Source organism: Rugamonas violacea (assembly GCF_016461825.1).
In the GTDB taxonomy this organism is placed as follows: domain Bacteria; phylum Pseudomonadota; class Gammaproteobacteria; order Burkholderiales; family Burkholderiaceae_D; genus Rugamonas.
In genome coordinates, this window is the sequence record NZ_JAEMNU010000113.1 from 1 (window position 1) to 20,667 (window position 20,667).

The 20,667-nt window shown below is 67.8% G+C and carries 18 protein-coding genes and 1 tRNA gene; 3 read left to right on the plus strand and 16 right to left on the minus strand.

The genetic code is table 11. The annotated features are described in order from the left end of the window. Window positions 1-55: 55 nt before the first annotated feature. Window positions 56-589, minus strand: a complete 534-nt coding sequence (locus H7U20_RS19735; RefSeq protein WP_199760853.1) for a hypothetical protein — start codon at window positions 587-589, stop codon at window positions 56-58. Window positions 590-1,012: 423 nt separating this feature from the next. Here H7U20_RS19735 and H7U20_RS19740 point away from each other — a divergent pair, with 423 nt between their 5' ends. Then, window positions 1,013-1,441 (plus strand): transposase, encoded by a 429-nt coding sequence (locus H7U20_RS19740; protein ID WP_370593197.1) that lies wholly within the window; start codon window positions 1,013-1,015, stop codon window positions 1,439-1,441. A gap of 49 nt (window positions 1,442-1,490) precedes the next feature. Here the strand turns inward: H7U20_RS19740 and H7U20_RS19745 are convergent. Next, window positions 1,491-1,567, minus strand: a tRNA-Cys gene (locus H7U20_RS19745). A gap of 119 nt (window positions 1,568-1,686) precedes the next feature. Here H7U20_RS19745 and H7U20_RS19750 point away from each other — a divergent pair. Continuing rightward, window positions 1,687-3,069, plus strand: coding sequence for an amino acid permease (locus H7U20_RS19750; protein WP_199760854.1), 1,383 nt, complete (start codon window positions 1,687-1,689; stop codon window positions 3,067-3,069). 46 nt (window positions 3,070-3,115) lie between these two features. Next, window positions 3,116-4,474: a 3-oxoacyl-ACP reductase gene (locus H7U20_RS19755; RefSeq protein ID WP_199760855.1), complete on the plus strand. Its 1,359-nt coding sequence runs from the start codon at window positions 3,116-3,118 to the stop codon at window positions 4,472-4,474. A 16-nt stretch (window positions 4,475-4,490) separates the two neighbouring features. On the opposite strand, the gene mbnC is transcribed toward H7U20_RS19755, so the two are convergent. The 14 genes from mbnC to H7U20_RS19820 all read right to left on the minus strand — a co-directional run bounded on the left by mbnC (window position 4,491) and on the right by H7U20_RS19820 (window position 20,624). Further along, window positions 4,491-5,099, minus strand: a complete 609-nt coding sequence (gene mbnC / locus H7U20_RS19760) for a methanobactin biosynthesis protein MbnC (RefSeq protein WP_199760856.1) — start codon at window positions 5,097-5,099, stop codon at window positions 4,491-4,493. After that, window positions 5,096-5,959: a methanobactin biosynthesis protein MbnB gene (gene mbnB, locus H7U20_RS19765; protein ID WP_199760857.1), complete on the minus strand. Its 864-nt coding sequence runs from the start codon at window positions 5,957-5,959 to the stop codon at window positions 5,096-5,098. The genes mbnC and mbnB overlap by 4 nt, the downstream gene beginning before the upstream one ends. An 83-nt stretch (window positions 5,960-6,042) precedes the next feature. After that, window positions 6,043-6,132, minus strand: coding sequence for a methanobactin (mbnA, locus tag H7U20_RS19770; protein WP_093383380.1), 90 nt, complete (start codon window positions 6,130-6,132; stop codon window positions 6,043-6,045). Window positions 6,133-6,192: 60 nt separating this feature from the next. Further along, window positions 6,193-7,497 (minus strand): MbnH family di-heme enzyme, encoded by a 1,305-nt coding sequence (locus H7U20_RS19775; RefSeq protein WP_370593198.1) that lies wholly within the window; start codon window positions 7,495-7,497, stop codon window positions 6,193-6,195. Continuing rightward, window positions 7,494-8,342, minus strand: coding sequence for an MbnP family copper-binding protein (locus H7U20_RS19780; protein WP_199760859.1), 849 nt, complete (start codon window positions 8,340-8,342; stop codon window positions 7,494-7,496). Before H7U20_RS19780 ends, H7U20_RS19775 begins: the two co-directional genes overlap by 4 nt. Before the next feature lie 15 nt (window positions 8,343-8,357). Next, complete coding sequence (locus H7U20_RS19785; RefSeq protein WP_199760860.1) at window positions 8,358-10,433, minus strand: TonB-dependent receptor domain-containing protein; 2,076 nt, start codon at window positions 10,431-10,433, stop codon at window positions 8,358-8,360. Between the two features lie 191 nt (window positions 10,434-10,624). Beyond that, the gene (locus H7U20_RS19790) at window positions 10,625-11,023 is read right to left on the minus strand and encodes a DUF2946 domain-containing protein (protein ID WP_199760861.1); all 399 of its coding nucleotides are present in this window, start codon (window positions 11,021-11,023) and stop codon (window positions 10,625-10,627) included. Between the two features lie 134 nt (window positions 11,024-11,157). Next, window positions 11,158-12,900, minus strand: a complete 1,743-nt coding sequence (locus tag H7U20_RS19795; RefSeq protein WP_199760862.1) for an asparagine synthase-related protein — start codon at window positions 12,898-12,900, stop codon at window positions 11,158-11,160. Window positions 12,901-12,937: 37 nt separating this feature from the next. Further along, window positions 12,938-14,404, minus strand: a complete 1,467-nt coding sequence (locus H7U20_RS19800; protein WP_199760863.1) for a lipopolysaccharide biosynthesis protein — start codon at window positions 14,402-14,404, stop codon at window positions 12,938-12,940. Beyond that, the gene (locus H7U20_RS19805) at window positions 14,401-15,426 is read right to left on the minus strand and encodes a polysaccharide deacetylase family protein (protein WP_233410926.1); all 1,026 of its coding nucleotides are present in this window, start codon (window positions 15,424-15,426) and stop codon (window positions 14,401-14,403) included. Before H7U20_RS19805 ends, H7U20_RS19800 begins: the two co-directional genes overlap by 4 nt. Next, entirely contained in the window at window positions 15,423-16,895 is a 1,473-nt protein-coding gene (locus H7U20_RS19810) for a putative O-glycosylation ligase, exosortase A system-associated (RefSeq protein WP_199760864.1), read from the minus strand. Before H7U20_RS19810 ends, H7U20_RS19805 begins: the two co-directional genes overlap by 4 nt. Beyond that, on the minus strand, window positions 16,892-18,304 hold the full coding sequence (locus H7U20_RS30405; protein WP_233410927.1) for a phenylacetate--CoA ligase family protein: 1,413 nt from the start codon (window positions 18,302-18,304) through the stop codon (window positions 16,892-16,894). The genes H7U20_RS19810 and H7U20_RS30405 overlap by 4 nt, the downstream gene beginning before the upstream one ends. After that, window positions 18,301-19,410 (minus strand): glycosyltransferase family 4 protein, encoded by a 1,110-nt coding sequence (locus H7U20_RS30410; RefSeq protein WP_370593199.1) that lies wholly within the window; start codon window positions 19,408-19,410, stop codon window positions 18,301-18,303. Before H7U20_RS30410 ends, H7U20_RS30405 begins: the two co-directional genes overlap by 4 nt. Next, the gene (locus tag H7U20_RS19820) at window positions 19,407-20,624 is read right to left on the minus strand and encodes a TIGR04063 family PEP-CTERM/XrtA system glycosyltransferase (protein WP_199760995.1); all 1,218 of its coding nucleotides are present in this window, start codon (window positions 20,622-20,624) and stop codon (window positions 19,407-19,409) included. The genes H7U20_RS30410 and H7U20_RS19820 overlap by 4 nt, the downstream gene beginning before the upstream one ends. Between the last annotated feature and the right edge of the window lie 43 nt (window positions 20,625-20,667).

Sequence of the window (20,667 nt, forward strand, 5' to 3'; positions counted from 1 at the left end):
AGTAGTACGGGACAGCGCCGAGCAGCTGATGAAGTGGAAATGGGCACAGCTTAAATTAACTGGCAGAGTGTCTTGACTGACGGGTCCACTTTATACCGACGGTATAAACGTCTTTCGCACCGACTGATGTTTTAATTACATTCGGGCCACCTTGTTGAACAATAGACCAAGCTTCATCAATCAGTCCAACTACTCCAGCTCGTCCTACATCAAATACTCCATGTTCTCCTGCGCGCAACGGTTGATCTTCCACGTGGCGTAGGACGTGTTGGATACGATTGCCATACTGTGCATCAGGACCATACTCTAGTCCTAATGGGGATTCCCAAGTTCGATTGCCGAGATAGTTGAGCCGTCCGGCGGCATTCGCGCTATTGGTCTCGGAAAGTGCATTACGTATGCTAGAGACGGCGTCGGTACCCAAGGTACCTAGGATAGGCAGTGCTGCACCCAGCGCACCCAAAGATGCTTTACCGCCTAGCTCATAATATTTCCCATCGGTCGCTGCACCGAAATAGCTTAATGGGCTCGCATCGCGAATAAAAGCAGTCGTGGAATCAATGGCGCCGCCGACACTTGCGGCGGACATAAATTGCGATGCTCGGTTCCAAGTGTCGGAGTCGCCTGTCGCAAAGTCGTAAAGCGTGCTGGCACCGTTTGAAACGGCACGTACAACTGCGCTAGGTAGGGACGTGATGCTATCCCTTGCTCCGCTCCAAACCGCTCCAGTCTCCAATTCGCCCAAAGTTGGGACACGATAAGGCGCGCTTGGTGCTACCAAGTTGCCGTTGATATTCCAGAACCCTTGCCGCCTGCTACACCATAGGTTTATACACATCTTTTTTCGCCAATAAAATCAAACACTTACAAAGCACCAGCTGTTGCAGAAACAGCAATCCCGGAGTGCCTGCCCGATGGATTTCCCGTCAACGCACAACGACTTTGCTCAATTTTTAAGCAAAAACACTCAAAAAGTGCGGTTCTTGCGGGCCAGTGCGACGGTCAGAAAAAGATGTGTGTAAACCTATGCTGCTACACACGTCGCTGGCAAATCGAGACGAGTTACCGAGAACTCAAGCAGACCATGCTGGGCATGGTGCTAACGTTGCGCAGCAAGACTGTCGAGGGTGTGTATCAAGAGATTTGGGGAGCGCTCACCGCCTATAACTTGGTGAGACTAGAGATCGCGAAGGCGGCACTGACCGTGAAATGCGACCCGACGGAGATCAGTTTCATCCGCGCCTTCCACGTGGTCCAATACGAATTGCATTGGGCGGCCATCACGCGCGCGCAGGGCAAACTAGCGTCGTTGCTGCAACGACTTCGCCAGCGTTTGGTATCACTGCTCAAGGAAGAACAGTCCGGTCGAAAATTCGACCGGGCCGTCAAAGCCTTACCTCAACGCTATACCGTCCGTGTCTTGAAAAGAGACCTTAACTGAACGGCATTACACTCGAGAGCGGGCTTTTTCTTGATTTTGCAATCGAATTTGGAGGCGAGGGTCGGAATCGAACCGACCTAGACGGCTTTGCAGGCCGTTTCGTCGCCCCACTCCCACAACGATGCCGACCCAGCAAGGTTTCCCCCCTTTATTTCTTGACTATGGATTAAAATCACCTGCTTTCAAAGCATGGCGCGCATACAATGCGTTGGCCTTATACACCTGCAAACAATTCAGGGGACACGATGGTAGATGGTAAGAATGAACTCAAGCGGGGCCTGAAAAGCCGCCACATCCAGCTCATTGCGCTGGGCGGGGCGATCGGCACCGGCCTGTTCCTGGGCATCGCGCAGACGATCAAGATGGCCGGCCCCTCGGTGCTGCTGGGCTATGCGCTGGCCGGCGTGATCGCCTTCCTCATCATGCGCCAGCTCGGCGAGATGGTGGTCGACGAGCCGGTCGCCGGCTCGTTCAGCTACTTCGCCGACAAGTATTGCGGCCACCTGGCCGGCTTCATGTCGGGCTGGAACTACTGGGTGCTGTACGTGCTGGTCAGCATGGCCGAGTTGTCGGCCGTCGGCATCTACGTGCAGTATTGGTGGCCGGCCATCCCCTCGTGGGTGTCGGCGTTGGGCTTCTTCGTGGTCATCAACGCCATCAGTCTGTGCAACGTCAAGGCCTTCGGCGAGATGGAGTTCTGGTTCGCCATCATCAAGGTGGTGGCCATCGTCGGCATGATCGTCTTCGGCGCCTACCTGCTGATCTCCGGCGACGCCGGACCGCAGGCCAGCATCGCCAACCTGTGGCAGCACGGCGGCTTCTTCCCCAACGGCTTCGGCGGCCTAGTGATGGCGATGGCCGTCATCATGTTCTCCTTCGGCGGCCTGGAGTTGGTCGGCATCACCGCCGCCGAGGCGGACGAGCCGTCGAAAACCATCCCCAGCGCCACCAACCAGGCGATCTATCGCATCCTGATCTTCTATATCGGCGCGCTGGGCATCCTGCTGTCCTTGTATCCGTGGGAAAAAGTGGTCACCGGCGGCAGCCCCTTCGTGCTGATCTTCCACGCGCTCAACAGCAACATGGTCGCCAACGTGCTCAACGTGGTGGTGTTGACGGCCGCCTTGTCGGTGTACAACAGCTGCGTCTACTGCAACACCCGCATGCTGTACGGCCTGGCGCTGCAAGGCAACGCGCCGCGTTCGCTGCTCAAGGTCAACGGTCGCGGCGTGCCGCTGAAGGCGCTGGCGGTGTCGGCCACCGCCACCGGCATCTGCGTGCTGCTCAACTACTTCATGCCGGGCAAGGCGTTTGAAATGTTGATGGGCCTGGTGGTCTCCGCCCTCATCATCAACTGGGCGATGATCAGCTGGATCCACCTGCGCTTCCGCGCGGCCAAACTTGCCGCCGGCCAGAGCACCGCCTTCCGCAGCCTGGGCCATCCGCTGACCAACTACCTGTGCCTGGCCTTCCTGGCCGGCATCCTGGTGGTGATGTACCTGACGCCGGATCTGCGCCTGTCGGTCTACCTGATCCCGGCTTGGCTGGGCGTGCTGGGCGTCGGTTACTGGATACGCCAGCGCAAGGCGAGCACCGCGGTCAGCCCGCTGGCCGGCTCGCAACGCTAGACCACGATCCCTCCACCCGGAGGGATTTTCACATTCAAGGCTCCCCATGTCCGACCTGTTGATCAAATTGAACCGCAACCGCGCCGCCGCCGCCGTCATCAAGGCGCTCGGCCTGCCCAATCCGGTCGAGCTGGCGCGCGCCGAGGGCGGCTACGTCGCCCTGCCCTTCGCCGGCAAGACGGTGTTGCTGGCCGGCGCGGCCGGCGGTTACGCGGGCGAGGCCCTGCTCGCCGCCGTCGGCGCGGCCGGCGCCGCGCCGCTGCGCCAGGCGCCGGCCGACGCCGCCGCGCGCATCGACGTCGCGCTGCTCGACGCCACCGGCTGCGCCACGCCGGCCGCGCTGCGCGCGCTGTACGACACCTTCCATCCGCTGATGCGGCGCATCGCCCGCAACGGCCGCGTGCTGATCGTGGCGGCGCCGCCGGAACTGGCCGCCGACCCGCTGGCGGCCGCCGCGGCGCGTGGCGTCGAAGGTTTCAACCGCTCGCTGGGCAAGGAGCTGGGCAAGCAAGGCGTCACCGTCAACCTGGCCTATGTGGCGCCGGACGCGGTCGAGCGGCTGGCCGGCGTGCTGCGCTTCTTCGGCGGCGTGCAGACCACCTACGTGTCCGGCCAGACGGTGCGGCTGACCTCGCGCGTCACGGCGCCGGCGGCGCTGCCCTTCACTGCGGCGCTGGCCGGCAAGGTGGCGCTGGTCACCGGCGCGGCGCGCGGCATCGGCCTGGCGACGGCGCAGCGGCTGGTGGAGGAAGGCGCCAGCGTCGTCTGCCTCGACGTGCCCGCTGCGGCGGACGACCTGCAACGCGCCTGCGCCGACATCGGCGCCACGGCGCTGCCGTTGGACATCGCCACGGCCGAGGCGCCGGCCCGGCTGGCCGCGTTCTGCAAGGAGAAGTTCGGCGGCGTCGACATCGTCGTGCACAACGCCGGCATCACCCGCGACCGCACACTGGCCAATATGAAGGAGCACTACTGGGACATGGTGGTCGGCATCAACTTCGCCGCCATCGCGGCGATCGATGCCGCACTGCTGGCCGACGGCGTGCTGCGCGACGAAGGCCGCATCGTCTGCCTGTCGTCGATCAGCGGCGTGGCCGGCAACTTCGGCCAGACCAACTACGCCACCAGCAAGGCCGCGCTGATCGGTTATGTGGCGGCGCAAGCGCCGTTGCTGGCGCCGCGCGGCATCGCCATCAACGCCATCGCGCCCGGCTTCATCGAAACGGCGATGACGGCGCAGATGCCTTTCCTCACCCGCGAGATCGGCCGCCGCGTCAACTCGCTACAGCAGGGCGGCCAGCCGCGCGACGCCGCCGAGCTGATCGCCTTCCTGTGCACGCCGGGCTGCTACGGCGTCAGCGGCGAAACCATCCGCGTCTGCGGCCAGGGCCTGATCGGCGCCTGACGGTGGCCTGGCTGCCCTAGCGCGGCAGCGCGGTCCAGCCGGGAAAGCTGTCGAGCTCATAGCCGGCGAGGTGGAAGACGCCGACATCCTCGGCCGGGCGTGGCAGCTGGCCGTCGAGCGAGTCCAGCGAAACCCGCTCGACGCGCCGGCCGGCCGCCAGGGTATTCGGCTTCCAGCCGATGATCCAGTCGTCGCTGTCGCGCCGGCCAAGCACCACGCCGACGGCGGCGCTGCGGTCGAGCACCGCCCAGCGCGCGGCGGAGGCCGACAGCAAGGCCTGTGTCAGCTCGTCGTCGAGCCGTTCGCGCCACGCCGACTGCGCCAGCCAACGCCCGACCCAGATGTAGAACGACCAGCCCATGCTCAGCTGTTCGCGCCGCGCCCAGGCCATGAAGGGCTCGAAGATCGCCATGCCGTCGGCATCGGCGATGTCGAGCAGGCCGGGGCAGATGTCGAACAAGGTGTGCCAGTAGGCGCGAATGCTGATGTCGATACGCACATGGGCGCGGCAGCCGGGCGGGAAGTCGGCGCGCGCGGCGGGATCGGCCAGGCGCGCCAGCAGCTCGCTGTCCTTGACCAGGCGACCGGGTGCCGCGCCCGCTGGCGTCATTTTCGGCACGCTCACGATGCTACCGCCAGCGCGGCTACCGACGTGCCCGCCCGCGCCCGCGCCGGCGTCGGCGTCGGCTTCGGCTCCGGCGGGAAAATGGCGCGCAAGGCCAGCAGATCGGCACGCACGCTGTCGATGTCGATGTTCTCGTCGCGCTCGTAGGTGATGGTGGCGCCGGCCTTGGCGATCACGTCGCGGTGGCGGCGTAGGCAGGCCAGCGTGTCCTGCGCCAGCGCGCGGTCGTGCGTATCCACGGTGACGCCCTCGTCGATGAAGGCGCCGGCATAACCGGCCACGTGGAAGTGGCTGGCGCCCGCCATCACCTCGCGCCAGGCCGACACATCGGGGCCATCGTTGCGCCAGGCGCAGACCGCGTTGGAGACGTCGAACAAGGTGCCGGCGCCGGTGTCGTGCGACAGCTGCTGAAAAAAAGCCGGGGCGGCGTGGCCACCGTCGACGATGGACGGGTAGTTTTCGAAATGGATGCTCTGCCCCAGCAGCGACTGCCACAGCGCGGCGCGTTCGCGCACGCGCTCGTAGTCGGCGGCGTAATCGATCTCGCCGAGGTGGAACAAGGCGCGGCCCTGGTGGCTGAAGCAGGCGATATGGTCGGACACGTACAGCGGCCGCAGCGCCTCGATGTAAGGCCGCAGACGCGCGGCGAAGTCGCGCAGGAAGTCCTCTTCGCATTCGATGAAGCGGGAGAACATGATGTGGAAGGCGACCGGTAGGTCGAAGGCCTCGGCCAGTTCCTGCGGCGGCACCTGCATGAAGTTATCGATCAGCAGTTCGCAATAATCGATGGCGCCCTCTTGTGCCAGCTGTCTGACCAGGGGCAGCGTTTCGCCCAGTGTGAAGTTGAATCCGATGCGCATACATACTCCCTTCAAAACGGGCGGCGGCGCTTGCCACGCAAGGCGCGTGCAAACGCCGCCGCAGTCATGCCGAATGAACGACCTTAGGACTTGGCGCCGCAGCTGCTGGCGCAACGCATGCCGGTACGACCTGCCACTTGGATCTCTACTTTTTTGACGATGACGATTTTCATGGTGTTTCCTATCGATTGAAAGTTGAACTGCAAGATTGCGTTGAACATGTGCCGCGTTGGCTACCTCCCTTTCTGGTTAGATGAATCCGTTTTGCGCCGGGCCCCGGCCGGGTCGGCGTGGCGCTCGGTTCGCAAGAAGTCGGCATCGCTAAGGGCGGCCAGAAAGGCTTTCAGGTCGCCCACCTCCCGCTCGCTCAGCTCGAAGCCTTCGATGAACTGGCTACGCAAGGGGTTCGGTCCAACGGTGCCAAGCGCGGCGCGGCCCTTGACCGCGTAGTGCCGCCGGATCGCCTGGTCCAAAGTGGCGACCGAGCCGTCGTGCATATACGGCGCGGTCAGCGCCACATTGCGCAGGCTGGGTGTGCGGAAGCGCCCTTCATCCTGAGGCTCGCCGCTGAATTCGCGTAGTCCCTGCTGGCCGGGTGGATAGGCGCCCTTGCCGTCGACGTTGTACAAGCCGGTGTTGTGGTAACCGGTTTCCGCCTCGGGCAGGCGGCGGTGGATCTGGTTGTCGGTGAAGTGCAGGCCGCCGTGGCAGTGGTAGCACTCCAGCCGGTCGCCGAAGAACAGCGTCTCGCCACGCTTGGCCGAGGCGGAGATGGCCGCGCTCTTGCCCTCGTAACGGTAGCGGTCGTAGGGCGAGTTCATCGACAACAGGCTGCGCTCGAAGGCGGCGATGGCGCGGGTCACCGACCACAGCGAGATGTCGCCGCCGCGCTCGGGGAAGGCGCGGGCGAACTGGCGGCGATAGCTGGGCTTCGCTTTCAGGCGGGCCAACAACACATCCTCGCGGCCGGCCATGCCCATCTCCACCGGATGGTCGCCGAACAGCGGCACCAACGCCTGCTGCTCCAGCGTGGTCAGGTTGGGATTGGCCCAAGTCAGCGTGGGCAGGTAGGCGACGTTTGCCAGCGGCATGGCGTTGCGCAGGCCGACCATGCCGGTGCTACCCAGGGCCAGCTTGCGGCCGTCGCTGAAGCCGCGCGCCTGCTCGTGGCAGCCGGCGCAGGACTGCGTGCGGTTGGCCGACAGGCCTTTGTCGTAAAACAGCGCGCGGCCAAGCGCGACCTTGGCCTCGCTCATCGGATTGTCGTCCGGGACCAGCGGCTCCGGTGCCCATGCCGGCAGGCGCCATCGGTAGGCAGGTGGCGCGGCGGCGGTCGGGCGCGCGGAACCCGCGCCGGCTGCGGCCACTGCGGTCCCTGCGTCCGCTGCGGTCCCCGCGTCCCCTGCCGCCATGGCAGCGCCGCTGGCCGCGACAGCGCCGAGCAGGCCGGCGGCGAGCAGGCCGGCCAGTGAGCTCACTGCGGCCGTTCGGGTCTGGCGGGCCTCACGGCTCCTGCGGATCTGGCCGATGCAGCTCATGGCTTGCGCAGCACGCCGAACACGCGCTGCGGTCCGCCACCGCGCAAGCCGAGCGCCTCGAACACGCCGGCGCAGTCGGGATCGTCGGCGGCCGCCATGCAGCCGGGGGCGGTGCCGGGCGTCTGCATGTCCAGCCGGGTTTGCGCGATCAACGCGGACAAGTCGAGCAGCACGCTGTCGCGGGCCGGGTCGAACTGCTCCAACGCCACCGCCACCCGGTTCGGCTGCAGGCAATTGGTGGCCGGCGCGCGCATGCTCGCCGCCTGGCAGGCGCTGCTGCCGAGGTGGATGGGGAAGCCGGTTTTCTTGTCGCCGCCCTGCACCTCCAGCTCGAATTTCATGAAGCGGTAGCCGGACTGCCAGCTCCAGAACATCGCCGTCTGGTTCAGCGGCGCGCTGGCCAGGGTCGAGTCGGCGTGGTTCAGCGCCGTCGGCACGCCCAGCGTGAAGCGCAGGCCGCGATAGCGTCCGGCCGGCAGCGTGCCGGTCAGCGCGGTGTGCATGGCCGGCGTGCCGTTGCGACAGGACGCCTGGCCGTTCTCGAAATCGAGCATGGCGACGTCGTGGTTCTGCCAACGGCCATCCTGTTCCAGTTTGACCGCCACGCCATGTCCATCCTCGTCGACCAGTTCGAGCGCCGAGACGAACAGGCGCAGATCGCCGAACACCACGCTGGACTGGGCCGCGCCCTGCCCTTCGTAACGCTGGCCGCAGCGCAGCGGCTGGCCGGCCAACTGCGGCTCGAATTGAATGCTGACGCGCTGCTCGGCGGCCTCCGCCGCCCAAGTGGTGGTGCCGGCGCCCAGCGCGGCAACGCAGGCCAGGGCCTGGATGGTTCGTTTCATTTCTGTTCTCCTTGTTTAGAATGTCCAACCCAGCGTGGCCTGCAGCGCACGGCCCATTTCGACCACGCGCGAGGTCGGATTCTCGCTCTGGTAGACGATATAGCGCTTGTCGGCCAGGTTGCTGATGCCGGCCGACAGTTCCAGCTGCGGCGCCGCGTCGGGGCGCCAGTGGACGAACAGGTCGTGGCTGGCGTAGCCGGCCGTGCGGCGCTCCAGCGTGCTGTCGCGCGACTGCGCGGCGACCAAGCGGCTACGCCAGTTCAGGCGCCAGCCCTGGCGCTGCCAGCGCAGGTTGGCGACCAGCTTGTCGGGTGGGGCGAACAGGCTCTGGTCGGAGTCGGCGTCGCGCACACGCAGTAGGCTGTAGGCCAGGTCGGCGCGCCAGGCACCGTTGCGCCAGCCCCATTCCAATTCGACGCCGTGGCGCCGCGCGCTGCTCTTGTTCTGGCTTTGGAAGACCAGCCCGCGTCCCTTGAACGGGAAGCTGCGCTGATAGGCGCCGACGACGGCGGTGGTGATCAGATCGTCGACGGTGGAATAGAACACACTGCCCTTCATCTGCACCCGGTCGCCGGCGTTGAACCAGCCGCGCCCGTCGTAGTTGGCACCAAGCTCCAAGGTGCGGTCGGTCTCGGGGCGCAGCGCCGGATTGGGTGCGAAGTTGAACAGGCAGCCGGTGCAGCTCAGGTTCATATACGCTTCGCTTAGCGACGGCGCGCGGTAGGACTCGCCGACACTGGCCCAGCCCTGCCATTGCGGCGTGAAGCGCAGCGCCGCCGTCAGCTTGGGCGACAGGTGACCTTGCCGAGCGTCCGGGCCGCTGCCGCCGTCGACATGGGTGCTGTAGCGGTCGTAGCGCGCGGCCGGCGTCAGCAACCAGGCGTCGCCGAGGCGCCATTCGTCCTGCACGAAGACGCCGGCCACCGTTTGACGGCCCGGCGGCGTCACCGGATTGGGCTGGCCGCCGTTGCGGGCGTCCTGCTCGTCGCGGTAGCCGTCGAGGCCGTAGCTAAGTCGGTGCCGGCCCCAGCGCGCGGTGCGCTGCACGCCGCCGCCCTGGGTGCGGGTGAAGCTGCTGCTGGCGGCCAGGCTCTGGGCCGGGTTGGCTTCGGCGCTGGCGTCCTGCCGCGTCCGATACAACTGGGCGCTCAGCGTTGGCGCGCCGGCGCTGTCGGTCTGTTCGATCCCGAGGGTGGTCTGCGACTGCTCGCTCAGGTTGCGCTGCACCGGCACGGCGCCGGGCTGGCCAAGGGAGGCGTCGGACTGCGGATTGTTCGGCCGCAGCGCGCTTTCCCGGTAGGCGCGGTGGCTCAGGCGCAGGCGCAGGTCCGGCCGCAAGGCATAGCCGAGCTTGAGCAGCCCCTGGCTGGCGTGGCCGTCGTTCGGCGCCAGCTCGCCGCCACCACCCTGGCGGATCGCGCCCCAGTCGCGCCGGCCCAGCGCCAACAGCGCGTCGAACGCACCCTGTTTGGCATAGGCGCGGGTCTGCAGCGCACGGCCCGCTTCGCCGCCATCGTGGCCGAGGCGCGCGTCGGCGCCCCAGTTGCGGCCCGGCGCCAGCAGGTCGCGTGCCGATACGGTGTTCAGCGCCAGCACGCCGCCCAGGCCGCCGCTGCCGTACAAGGCCGAGCTGGCGCCGCGCAGCACCTCGACGCTGGACAGCAACCACGGGTCGACGAAAATCGGCGCGCTCAGGCCGGAGGCGGCGTTGATACGCGCGCCGTCGACCAGCAGCGTGACCTCTTTGCCGCTATAGCCGCGCAGCGTGGGTTGGCGGCCGGCGCCGCGCGGGCCGCCGCCGAAATCGACGTTGGGCAGGTCCTGCAGCGCGTCGCCGATGCTGCGGGCCTGGCGTTCGGCGAAGGCGCCGGCGTCGATCTTGCTGACCGGCGCGGCGGCGTCCTTCAGCAACTGCGGCGTGCGCGTCGCGCTGACGACGATGCTGTCGAATGTGTCGATGGCGGCCGCGTCCTCGCTGGCGAAGGCCGGCGCATAGCCGCCGCCCAAGGCGAGCGTCAGGGCGACGCTGCCGGCGAGCGGGTGGCGGCGCAGGACTGCGCCCTTCGTAAGGACGGAGTTCTTCTGTTTCATGGTGTATCCAATTCAGCTGCATCAACGACCGGCGCGCGGCGTGACCGTAGGCGCGCGCAAGGACGCGCGGTGCGAGCCAAGTGCTGATGCAATGGCGCGCGCGACGTCGTCGGTCCGTCAAGTTATGGCTAGGTTGTAGGTAAGGTCGGCGCGGACGCGCCGCATCTGGCGGTGTGCGCGCTGGGGATGGCTCAGCAGGCGGCGGGCGGCGCGCGCGGGTGGGCGGCCGACCAGGAGAACAGCGGTGTCGGCGCGTGGTAGAACAGCGAGGGGAAAACGGCGTGCCCGCCCTGCACCGCGAACGGCGTCGGCAGGGCCGGCGGCGGCATGGCGGCGCCGGCGTGGCTCATGCAATAGGGGCAGTGTTCGAGGTGATGCAGCACCGAGTCGGACGAGGTCGGGCCGCTGTCGGCCACGCTCTGGTCGAGCGCGACCATCTTGTTGCCGGCCACCGAGCAGACCTCCACCAGCGTCGGCGCGCCATGCAGCGCCGCCAGCGCGTGGGATACCGAGGGGGCGAGCGCATTGAGCAGGATGGCGAAACACGCGATCCAGATATGCAGCCGAGTACGCCTCAGGAATTTACTCATAACCAACATTATAACAAAGGCATTGCCGCGCGTCATGTGCCGCGTCGCGGTGTTAAGGGCGCATCGAATAAGCTGAATTCGTCGTTCCGCGTCGGCGGAACGACGGGTTTTTAAAGGTGCTCTTAACGCGCCGGCTAAGCCTCCGGCGTTCGCGCCGCGCCGCCGTCGCACATCGACCAGTACTTGTCGTAGACGTAGGCGGTGTTGATCAGGTAGGCGTAGTCGCGCACGCCGAGGCGGGTCATCCACACCGCCGCGCTCAGCGCACTGCGGCTGATCAGGTGGCGCGGGAAGCTGCGGTTGCCCAGCACGCGCTTGCCGCGCGCCGCCGTGTTGCGCTGCATCTGGCGCACGGTGCCGGAGTCGAAGTAGTCCTCCCATTGGTATTTCAGGCCGGCCGGCGCGGCGACGTCGCAGGGCACGTGGCCGGGATAGGCCTGCCACGGCAGCGTCGCCAGGCCATTGGGGAACTTGCGCAGCCACTCGATATAGAAGCGGTGCTGCATATATGGCTCGCACTGGTGGCGCAGGATGGTGGCGAGGAAGTCGGCGTCGAAGAACGGCAGCTGGAATTCGATGCGTTCGACGTCGAGGTCTTCGAAGTGCTGGACCAGGTGGCGGCGCTGGTCGTTCTGCAGCAGGAACAGGTGGAAGGCGCGGCCCGGATCGCTGCTGGCGATGCCGGCCAGCTCCTCCTCGGCGCCCTGGAACGGCAGCGCCGTCAACGCCTTGCGCATGGCCGGCTGGATGATGCGGCCCGGCAGGCCCTTGTTGAACAGGGTGACGGCCTCGCGCCGGTCGCCGCGCCGCATCGCCTCTAGAATCGGCCGGGTCAGGTAGACGTGGCCCAGCGCGACGCTGCCGCCGTCGCCGGACCAGATCAAACCGGCGCTGCCGGCGCCGAAGCGCTCCTTCAGCCACAAGGCCAGCGCGTCCTTGCGGTAGCCCTGGGCGACGTTGTCGCCGTTGGTCACCAACTGGGCGTGGCGGGTGTTGAGCTTTTCCGCCACCAGCGTGGCGAACACCTGGTCCTGGGTGTGGTCGGGCGCGAAGTTGACGGTGTGGAGCTCATCGACGATCAAGTCCAGGCCGCCAACGATGGCGCGCGAATCGAGGCCGCCGCTGAGAAAACAGGTGGCGCTGGCGGCCCGCCGCTGGCGCCGCCGCAGCGCGTCGAGGAAGGCGTCGTAGCATTGCTCGAGCGCCTGCGCACCGCCCTCCTCCGGTGTGCCGGCCTGCCAGTCCCAGTAGTTGTGGTGGCCGACGGCGCCGTCCACGCAGCGCGTCACCTCGGCGCCGGCCAGCATGCGGATGCCGCTGTAGGCGGTACGCGTGCCGAGCGGGTAGCCGAAGGTGGCGATCTCGGTGACGCCGCGCACGTCGAAGGTTTTGCCGACCTGCGGCAGCGCCTCCAGCACGCGCAGCGCGGTGGCGAACACCACCACGTCCTCGTCGTGCCAAACATATAGCGGCCGCACGCCGACCTTGTCGACGAACAGCAGCAACAGATGGCGCTCCTGCTCGTAGTGCACGCCGCAGAAGGTGCCACGGCTTTGCGCCAGAGCGTCCCAATTGCTGGCACCGAGCTGACGCTGCAGCAGGGCCAAGTCGCGCGCCCGGTCCCAGTCCGGCGCCGACTCGCCCTCGCGCATCAGCGGCTCGCCGGCGACGGCGCTGACATTGCCGGCGTCGTCGCGCAACAAAGCCGGCACGCCGAAGGCGCCGACGTCGCCCTTGAGCAGGAAGAAGGCGCCGGTGTTGACTTGCTCGATCTGCTCGTCCGCATGGCGCGACAGATTGTCGCGCAAATCGGCGCACAATTGCGGCGACAAGGGCTTGTTACGGTCGAGACTAAACGCTCCGGCGAAAAATGACATGTGGCTTTTCCTTGGTCCCTGATTAAATGGTTGTGGCCTACTCGGCGTGGACCGCTTGCGGCACGCCGCCCTTGCCGAACAGCGCGGCGCCGATTTCCTGCAAGGCGGCGCGGTTCAGCGCCAGCGCGCTGAGCAGATAGCTGGCGGCGCCGACCAGCACCTCGACCGCCAGCACGACGCGGCGGTCCGGATAGGCGCGCAGCGCCAGTTGCACCGCCCACACGGCGCCGAACATGGCGGCGCCGCATAACAACGACGGCGCGACATGCCGGCTGACCTGGGCCAGCGTCAGGCCGACCACCGCCACCATGCGCCGCGTGTTGATCAGCAGGACCACCGGATAAGCCAGCAGCCAGGCGTAGGCCACGCCGACCAGGCCCCACTGCGTGCCCAGCAAAAAAGCCAGCGGCATGATGGCGCAACCGACCAACACGTTCTGCATGGCCACCTCGGGGTGGCCGACGGCGTCCGTCACGCTGGGCAGAAAACCGACGATGGCGCGCAGCGGCATGACCAGGGCCAGCACCTGCAATGGCATCACGGCGCCGCTCCAGCCCGGCCCGAGCAGCACGGCGACCAGCTCCGGCGCCACGCTGGCGATGCCCCACAGGACCGGGAAGGCGACGAAACCGAGCATGCGCAGCACCTTCAACAACTGCGCGGCGATCAGGCTGCGGTCGTGCTGGTGGCGGGCGAAGGCGGGAAACGCCACCTGATTGAGGATGGAGGAGACGCGCTGCACCGGCATCGAGGCCAGGTGCATCGCCACCGAGTACATGCCCAGCATCTCGCTGCCCAGCACGCGGCCGACGATGACCACGTCGATCTGGGTGAAGAACATCCACAGGAAGCGCGACACCGTCACCTTGCCGCCGAAGGACAGCAGTTTGCGCATGCCGCCGACGGCGAAGCTGGGCCAGTGGCGGAACGGCGCGATGCTGTTGACCAGCACGGTGCGCCACACCGTCGCGCCGACGTTGCCCAGCACCAGAGCCCAAACGCCATAGTGGCCCAGCGCCAGCAGCAGCGTGGCCACGCTGGTGAAGATGGCGGTGCTCAGGTCGATCAGCGAGCGCTTCTTGTATTCGAGCTGGCGCTGCAGCAGCACCTCCGGCACCACCGCCAGCGGCGTGAAAAGGAACTGCACCGACAGCACGCGCAGCACCAGCACCAGCCGGGGTTCGTCGTAGAACACGGCCATCGCCGGCGCCAGCAGGTTGAGCAGCAGGCACAGCGCCCAGTTCACCAGCAGGAAGATGCCGAAGGCCTGGCGCAGCTCGCGCGTGTTGACCTCCTGCGCCTGCACCAGCGCCGGCCCCAGGCCGACCTCGGCCACCATGTTCATGAAGACGATCAGCACCGAGGCCATGGCCAGCAGGCCGTAGTCGGCCGGCGCCAGCAGGCGCATGACGACGATGGTGATGCCCCAGGTGACCAGCTGGCCGCTGAACTTCGCGCCGGCGGTCCACTTCAGGCCGCGCAGCACGTCCGTCTTGAGACTCATGCGCGCTCCCCCTGCGGCCGGCGCGGCAGCGCCAGCTGTTCGGCCGGCGCGGTCAGGTTGCGCGCCAGGCGCAGCAGGAAAGGCGCGGCGCGCCGGTCCCATGGCGTGAAGCGCGGCAGTTGGAACAGGTCAGGCGCGCCCTGGCTGGCGCCCCAGGCGGTGCTGACGGCGCCTTCGAAGCCGAGCTCGCGGGCGATCGCCACATGCTCGGCGGTGTAGTCCTCGCCCGGTTTGCCGTTCGGGTAGGCCAGCAGGCGCACCGGCGCGCCCGTCATCGCCTCCAGCGCCAGCTTGCCCTGCTCGATCTCGGCGCGCGCCTGCGCCGCCGACAGCCGCGCCAGGATCGGATGGTTGACCGTGTGGGCGCCGATCTCCATGCCGGCGGCGTGCAGCTGGCGCAGCTGGGCGGAGCTCATCATCAGGTCGTCGCGCAGCGTCACGCCGCACAGTGCGATCAACCAGTCGACCTGCTCCTGGCGCTGCGCCATCGGCAGGTATTTGAGCTTGCCGATCAGCGCGGCGATGCTGTCGCGGCGCTGCTGCGGCGTGCCGATCGGATAGTCGGCCAGACCCAGCGGCCTGGCGTCGATGCTGGCGCCGCGCGCGTTGCGCACCAGTTCGATGATGCTGTCGTTCCACATGCGGCCGCCGTCGATGAAGCCGCTGGCGACGAAGAAGGTGGCCGGCAACTGGTGCTTCTGCAGCAGCGGCAGCGCCACCTCGGCGTTGTCGGCATAGCCGTCGTCGAAGGTGATGCAGGCGGCGCGCGCCGGCAGCGTGCCGGCACGCAGATGACGCACGGCGTCGAGCAGCGGCAGCACCTTGAAGCAGGACTTGAGCAGCGCCAGTTGGCGGTCGAACTCCAACTGCTCCATCTGCTCGGGGAACAGCGCGTCGCGCTGCGCCAGCACGCGGTGGTAAATCAGGATGGACAAGCCCTGGCGGCCGCCACGCGCCAACGGCGACAGCAGCGCGCGGCCGAGAAGCGCGCCGGCCATGCGGCCCAGTCGCAGGCCGCTCATGACAGGGTCTTTCGCGGCGGCGCGAAGGCCGGGCCGCCGTTGCCGTTGCCGTTGCCGTTGCCGTTGCCGTTGCCGTTGCCGTTGCCGTTGCCGTTGCCGTTGCCGCTCGCTGCAGGCAGAGGTGAAGAGGATGGCGATGGTGGTGTATGCATGGGGGCGGCTGCGGATGGTGGTGCGAGGTCGGCGGCGTTGTCCTCGCCGAACAGGGTGGCGGTTTCAGCGGCGATGGCGGCGCGGCTCTCGCGCTCGGCGATGGCGCGGGTGGCGGCCAGCGCCACCATCAGGTAGTACGGCACGTCGAAGTAGGCCAGGCTGAGGAAGGCGCCGCCGACGGCGAAGCCGAGCAGGCTGACCTGCAGCATGCGGGCGACATCGCTGGCCCAGGCCAGCCGCGGCAAGGTGCGCGCCAAGGTCACGACGCGGGTGCCCTCGCGCCAGCTCAGCGCGCCGAGCGTCAGATACAGCAGCAGGCCGACGAAGCCATGCTCGCCGAGGATCTGGAAGTAGATGCTGTGGGCGGCGTGCACGTCCTCCGGCACCGGCGCATACATCAGGAAGACGCCGGGGTCGTAGATCTCGAAGCCGCCGCCGACCAGCGGCCGGTCCAGCGCCAGGTTGGTGGCCATGCGCCAGGCGTTGATGCGGCCCATGGCCGAGCCGTCCTCCTCGTAGGTCTTGATGGTGTCGATGCGCTCGTGCCACTGGCTTGGCATGCTCAGCACCAGGATCGGCATCACGCACACCAGCAGTATGCCGATGATGGCGCGGTTGTTACTCTTGGCCCAGAAGAACAGGATCATCGCCGCCATCGCGACGGCCGCGCCGCGCGAATAGGAACCCAGCGAAGCCAGGGTACACAACAGCATGGAGGCCATCATGGCGTAGCGGCCGTACTTGTTCTTCAACAGCGACAGCAGGTAGTACATCAGCGGGATCACCATGATCAGCGCCAGCGCGAAGGCGTTGTTGTCGTCGATGAAGGTGCCGGCCGGTCCCCATACGCGGTAGTTGCCACCGCTGCGCAGCGTGAACAGGCCGCCCTTGACGCCGTAGTAGCCGATCGAGACGACGATGGTCCAGATCATCCATTCGATGTGGCGCCGCTCCTTGACCAGCATGAACACGGCCAGGGTCATGCCCATGATCTTCATCACCTTGATCCACTGCGTGCCGACCTGGTCGAGGTGGATGGCGAACAGCGAAGTGACACACATCCAGAAAATGAACAGCATGAACACCGTCGACACCGGCGTGACCGGCACGCGGAAGCGCTCCTTGCTCAGCACGATGCTGGCCAGCGTGGCGGCGGCGATGACGGCGGCGAACGGGAAGGAGCGGGCGAAGCCCCAGCCCTGCGAATGCGGATTCATCACGCTGATCCACACCCACAGCACCATGCCGAACCAGGGCTTCTTGAACACATAGGGCAGGCTGCCGAACACCAGCAACGTCACCAGCAGATCCCTCATGGCACCGCCCTGCCCGGCTGGGCCGCGTCGACCTTACTGGAGACATAGCGGAATTTGCCCGACTTCTCCGGCAGGATGCGCTCGACCTGCTCCAGCTCGATGCGCACGGCGGCGCCGAGACGGCGGCGCAGGCCCTGCTCCAGCAGCGCGCGCAACGCCGGCGTGAGCGCGCCGTCGAGCACCAGTTGGACACGGGTCAGTTGCAGGCTCTCCTGCACGATCTTGAAGGCCTTCACCTCGGGCCGGTCGCGCAGCACATAGACCAGGGCCAGGCCGTGCATCACGGTGCCGTCGGCGGCGACGACGAAGTCGGTGCTGCGGCCCTGGATGTCGTTGAGCAGCGGCAGGCCGCGGCCGCAGGCGCAGGGCTGGTCGGACAAGGTGCCGACGTCGCCGGTGCGGTAGCGGATGAAGGGATAGTCGCCGCTGGCCAGGTGGGTGACGACGATCTCGCCGGACTGGCCGTCCGGCAGCGGCTGGCCGTCCGGCGCGATGATCTCGACGATGATGTCCTCGGCGGTCAGGTGCATGCCGCCCTCGGGACACTGGTGGGCGATGAAACCGGCGTCGCGGCCGCCGTAGCCGTTGGCCACCGGGCAGCCGAAGGCGGCGCTGATCTGCTCGCGCTGCTCGGCGTACAGCAGCTCGGAGGTGACGAAGGCGACGCGGATGCCCAGGTCGTCCAGCCGCACGCCACGGGCGACGGCGTGGCGGGCGATGTGCGACAGCGCCGAGGGATAGCCGAACACCATGCGCGGCCGGCGCCGGCGGATGCTGGCGATGAAGCCGTCCAGCCGCGCCTCGGACATGTCGAACGCCGGCAGCAGCTCGGTGCGCAGCATGGCGTCGCGCGCCGCGCGCACGCGGTCCTGCGCGCCGAGTTCGATCGGCGAACCCCAGACGACAATCTCGGGGTCGCCGATGTCGACCGCCCACCAGCGGGTGGCGCGCCATTTGGCGCCGACGTCGTGGCTGACGCGCTCCTTGCCGATGTAGAAAACCAGCGGTTCGCCGCTGGAGCCGCCGGTGTTGAAGCGGGCCAGCGGGCCGGCGTCGTCGGCGCGCAAGCGGGCCGACTGGCTGCGCATCACGCTCTTGTCGCTTAGCGGCAGGCGGGCCAGGTCGGCCAGGCTGCGCAGGTCGCGCTGCGGGTCGAAGCCCAGCGTGGCGAACAGCTCGCGGTAGTAAGGCACTTGGCGGCCGGCGCGCAACAGCAACCGGCGCAAGCGTTCGAGCTGAAGCTGGCGCAGCTGCTCCGGCTTCAAATACTGGGTCTGTTCCAGTTGCCGGCGCACGCGCACGCTGCTATGCCGCTTGAGCCGCTCGTGCAAGGGGAACAGCAAGCCGGACACCAAGCGCGTGTAGATGGTGCGGCGGGCCGGCGCCGCCAGGTGCGACGGCGCGCTCATGATTTGGCCGCCAGGGTGCCGACCGGCGCCGCCAGGGCGTCGCGATAAACCTGGGACAGCAGCGGCTTCACGCTGGGCCAGCAATACTGCTGCACCTGGTCGAGGCCATTCTGGATCAGGCGTTCGGCCAGCGCCGGCTCGGCCGCCAGGCGCAGCACGGCGTCGGCCAGCGCGCGCGGATCGGCCGGCGGCACCAGCAGCGCGGTGCGCCCCGCCTCGACCATGAAGCTCACGCCGCCGACATTGGTGCTGACGATGGGCACGCCGCTGGCCAGCGCCTCCAACAGGCAGTTGGGCATGTTGTCGACCAGGCTGGGATTGAGCAGGATGCCGGCCTGGCGGTACAGCGCCGCCATCTGGGCGTGCTCGACGCGGCCGCTGAAACGCACCGCGTGGGCCACGCCCAACTCGGCCGCCAGCGCCTCCAGTTCCGTCCGCAGCGGGCCGCTGCCGGCAATCGTCAGGCGCGCCTCCGGGTGGACCGCCAACACCAGGGCGAAGGCGCGCAGCGCGCCGGCGTTGTCGTAGATCGCTTCCAGATTGCGCGCCACCAGCAGGTGCAGGCGATTGGCCGGCGCCTGCGAGGGCACGGGCGCGCTGCGGAAGCGCGTCAGGTCGATGATGTTCGGCACCACCAGCGCCTGGTAACCGCGCGCGCCGAACACCGCCGCCAGATAACCCGACGGCACGATCAGCGCCTGGGCGCGGCGCAAGGTCAGCGCCACCACGGCGGCCGAGGCGCGCAGGAAGGGTTCGGCCTCGCCGCCGCGGTAGTTGACCACCACCGCCGTGCCACGCAGGCGGGCGATGCAGATGGCCGGCGCCGCGTACAGGTGCCAGGACCAGCCGGAGTTGGCCATCACATGGACCAGGTCGACCCGGCCGGCCACACGCCACAGCCGCCACACATACGGCAGCAGGCGGAACACGGCGCGCACGCCCTTCAGACGCGCGCTCCAGGCCGGCACATAAGGGGCGTTGACCTGGACCGTTTCGACTTCCGAACCGGCCGCCTGCAGCAGCGCGGCCAGTTGCAAGGTTTGATTGGCCATGCCGCCCGACGGCGGTGGCAGCGGCCCCACCAGGCCGACGCGCAAGCCGTTCACGGCGCCACCGCCGCAGCGGACAGCGGCGCGTACACCGCCTGGTAGCGCGCCACGCTGGCGTCCCAGTTGCGCTCGGCCTCGACGAAGCCACGGCCGCGCCGGCGCAGCTCGGGCCACTGGGCCGGATTGTCCAGCAATTCCAGCACCTGCTGCGCCAGCGCGGCGGGATCGCCGGCGCTGAACAACAGGCCGGTGCGGCCGTGTTCAATCAACTCGCGGTGGCCGCCGACGTCGGAGGCCACCAGCAAGCGGCCCTGGGCCATCGCCTCCAAGGGTTTGAGCGGCGTCACCAGGTCGGTCAGGCGCATCTTCAGGCGCGGGTAGATCAGCACGTCGATCAGGTCGTAGTAGCGTTTGACCTGCTCGTGCGGCACGCGGCCGGTGAACACCACCTGCCCGGCCAGGTCCAGCGCCTGCGCCTGCGCCTTCAGCGCCTGCTCCTGCGGGCCGCCGCCGACCAGCAGCACGCGGATCTCGGGGCGGGCGCGCAGCAGCACAGGCAGCGCCTGCAGCAGCAGCGCCAGTCCCTCGTAGGAATAGAAGGAGCCGATGAAGCCGAGCACCGTCTTGCCGTCCAGGCCGAGGCTGGCGGCCAGCGCCTGGTCGGCCGTGCCGGCGACGGCGAAGTCGCCCAGGTCGACCGCGTTGGGGATGACCGACACCTTGGCGCTGGCGATGCCACGGCTGACGATCTCGGCGCGCAAGCCTTCGCAAATGGTGGTGGCGGCCTGCGCCCGCTTCAGCGCCCAGGTTTCCATGGCGCGGGTCAGGCGGTAGCGCACACCCCACTCGCTGCTGGTGCCGTGGTCGACGGCGGCGTCCTCCCAGAAGCCGCGCACCTCGTACACCACCGGGATGCCGAGGCGGCGGCCGACCAGCAGGGCCGCCACCGCGTTCAGGGCGGGCGAATGGGCGTGCAGGATGTCCGGCTTGACCTCGCGGGCGACGCGCAGCAGGCTGCCGTACAGTCCCGTGATGACGGCCAACTGGCGCAGCACCGGCAGGCGCGCCAGCCAACCGCGCGCCGGCGCGGTGCGGTGGAAGCCGAGACCCTCGACCAGTTCGTAGTCGTGGGTCGAGGCGCCCTGCTTGGCGCCGGTGACGTGGTATGTGTCCCAGCCCCGCGCGCGCTGGCCCAGCAGGATGGAGCGGCTGCGGAAGGTGTAGCCGCTGTGCAGCGGGATCGAATGGTCGAGCACATGCAGGATGCGCAGCGGCGCGCGCACTGTCGTCGCGGTGCCGGCGGCGGCGGTGACG

What these genes read in the sequence shown, in the direction of transcription:
- H7U20_RS19735 (WP_199760853.1), bottom strand. Translation starts at nt 589, where the DNA reads ATGTCCGCCGCAAGTGTCGGCGGCGCCATTGATTCCACGACTGCTTTT.
- H7U20_RS19740 (WP_370593197.1), top strand. Translation starts at nt 1,013, where the DNA reads ATGTGTGTAAACCTATGCTGCTACACACGTCGCTGGCAAATCGAGACG.
- H7U20_RS19750 (WP_199760854.1), top strand. Translation starts at nt 1,687, where the DNA reads ATGGTAGATGGTAAGAATGAACTCAAGCGGGGCCTGAAAAGCCGCCAC.
- H7U20_RS19755 (WP_199760855.1), top strand. Translation starts at nt 3,116, where the DNA reads ATGTCCGACCTGTTGATCAAATTGAACCGCAACCGCGCCGCCGCCGCC.
- mbnB (WP_199760857.1), bottom strand. Translation starts at nt 5,959, where the DNA reads ATGCGCATCGGATTCAACTTCACACTGGGCGAAACGCTGCCCCTGGTC.
- mbnA (WP_093383380.1), bottom strand. Translation starts at nt 6,132, where the DNA reads ATGAAAATCGTCATCGTCAAAAAAGTAGAGATCCAAGTGGCAGGTCGT.
- H7U20_RS19775 (WP_370593198.1), bottom strand. Translation starts at nt 7,497, where the DNA reads ATGAGCTGCATCGGCCAGATCCGCAGGAGCCGTGAGGCCCGCCAGACC.
- H7U20_RS19780 (WP_199760859.1), bottom strand. Translation starts at nt 8,342, where the DNA reads ATGAAACGAACCATCCAGGCCCTGGCCTGCGTTGCCGCGCTGGGCGCC.
- H7U20_RS19785 (WP_199760860.1), bottom strand. Translation starts at nt 10,433, where the DNA reads ATGAAACAGAAGAACTCCGTCCTTACGAAGGGCGCAGTCCTGCGCCGC.
- H7U20_RS19790 (WP_199760861.1), bottom strand. Translation starts at nt 11,023, where the DNA reads ATGAGTAAATTCCTGAGGCGTACTCGGCTGCATATCTGGATCGCGTGT.
- H7U20_RS19795 (WP_199760862.1), bottom strand. Translation starts at nt 12,900, where the DNA reads ATGTCATTTTTCGCCGGAGCGTTTAGTCTCGACCGTAACAAGCCCTTG.
- H7U20_RS19800 (WP_199760863.1), bottom strand. Translation starts at nt 14,404, where the DNA reads ATGAGTCTCAAGACGGACGTGCTGCGCGGCCTGAAGTGGACCGCCGGC.
- H7U20_RS19805 (WP_233410926.1), bottom strand. Translation starts at nt 15,426, where the DNA reads ATGAGCGGCCTGCGACTGGGCCGCATGGCCGGCGCGCTTCTCGGCCGC.
- H7U20_RS19810 (WP_199760864.1), bottom strand. Translation starts at nt 16,895, where the DNA reads ATGAGGGATCTGCTGGTGACGTTGCTGGTGTTCGGCAGCCTGCCCTAT.
- H7U20_RS30405 (WP_233410927.1), bottom strand. Translation starts at nt 18,304, where the DNA reads ATGAGCGCGCCGTCGCACCTGGCGGCGCCGGCCCGCCGCACCATCTAC.